This is a genomic window from Vibrio sp. 10N.286.51.B11 (assembly GCF_041469245.1).
Lineage (GTDB): Bacteria > Pseudomonadota > Gammaproteobacteria > Enterobacterales > Vibrionaceae > Vibrio > Vibrio crassostreae_C.
The window spans coordinates 1-203 of sequence record NZ_JBFRKI010000076.1 but is presented as its reverse complement, the minus strand read 5'-3'; the positions used below and the strand labels follow the sequence as shown (position 1 = coordinate 203).

Genomic DNA, 203 nt, shown 5'->3' with positions numbered 1-203 from the left:
CACACAGATTGATGGTTTAATAAGTTAAGAGTAGGAAATACTTTTCCAGATGGGGCTATAGCTCAGCTGGGAGAGCGCCTCGCTGGCAGCGAGGAGGTCTGCGGTTCGATCCCGCATAGCTCCACCATCTTTAAGTGTTCTTCCTTAAGAATCTTTAAAAATGGTTATTTCTTTTGAAATATCTAGCTCTTTAACAATTTGGA

The 203-nt window shown here is 41.9% G+C and carries 1 tRNA gene; it reads left to right on the top strand.

The window, feature by feature from the left end:
• Positions 1–51: 51 nt before the first annotated feature.
• Positions 52–127 (top strand) — tRNA-Ala (locus tag AB4154_RS22325).
• Positions 128–203: the final 76 nt, after the last annotated feature.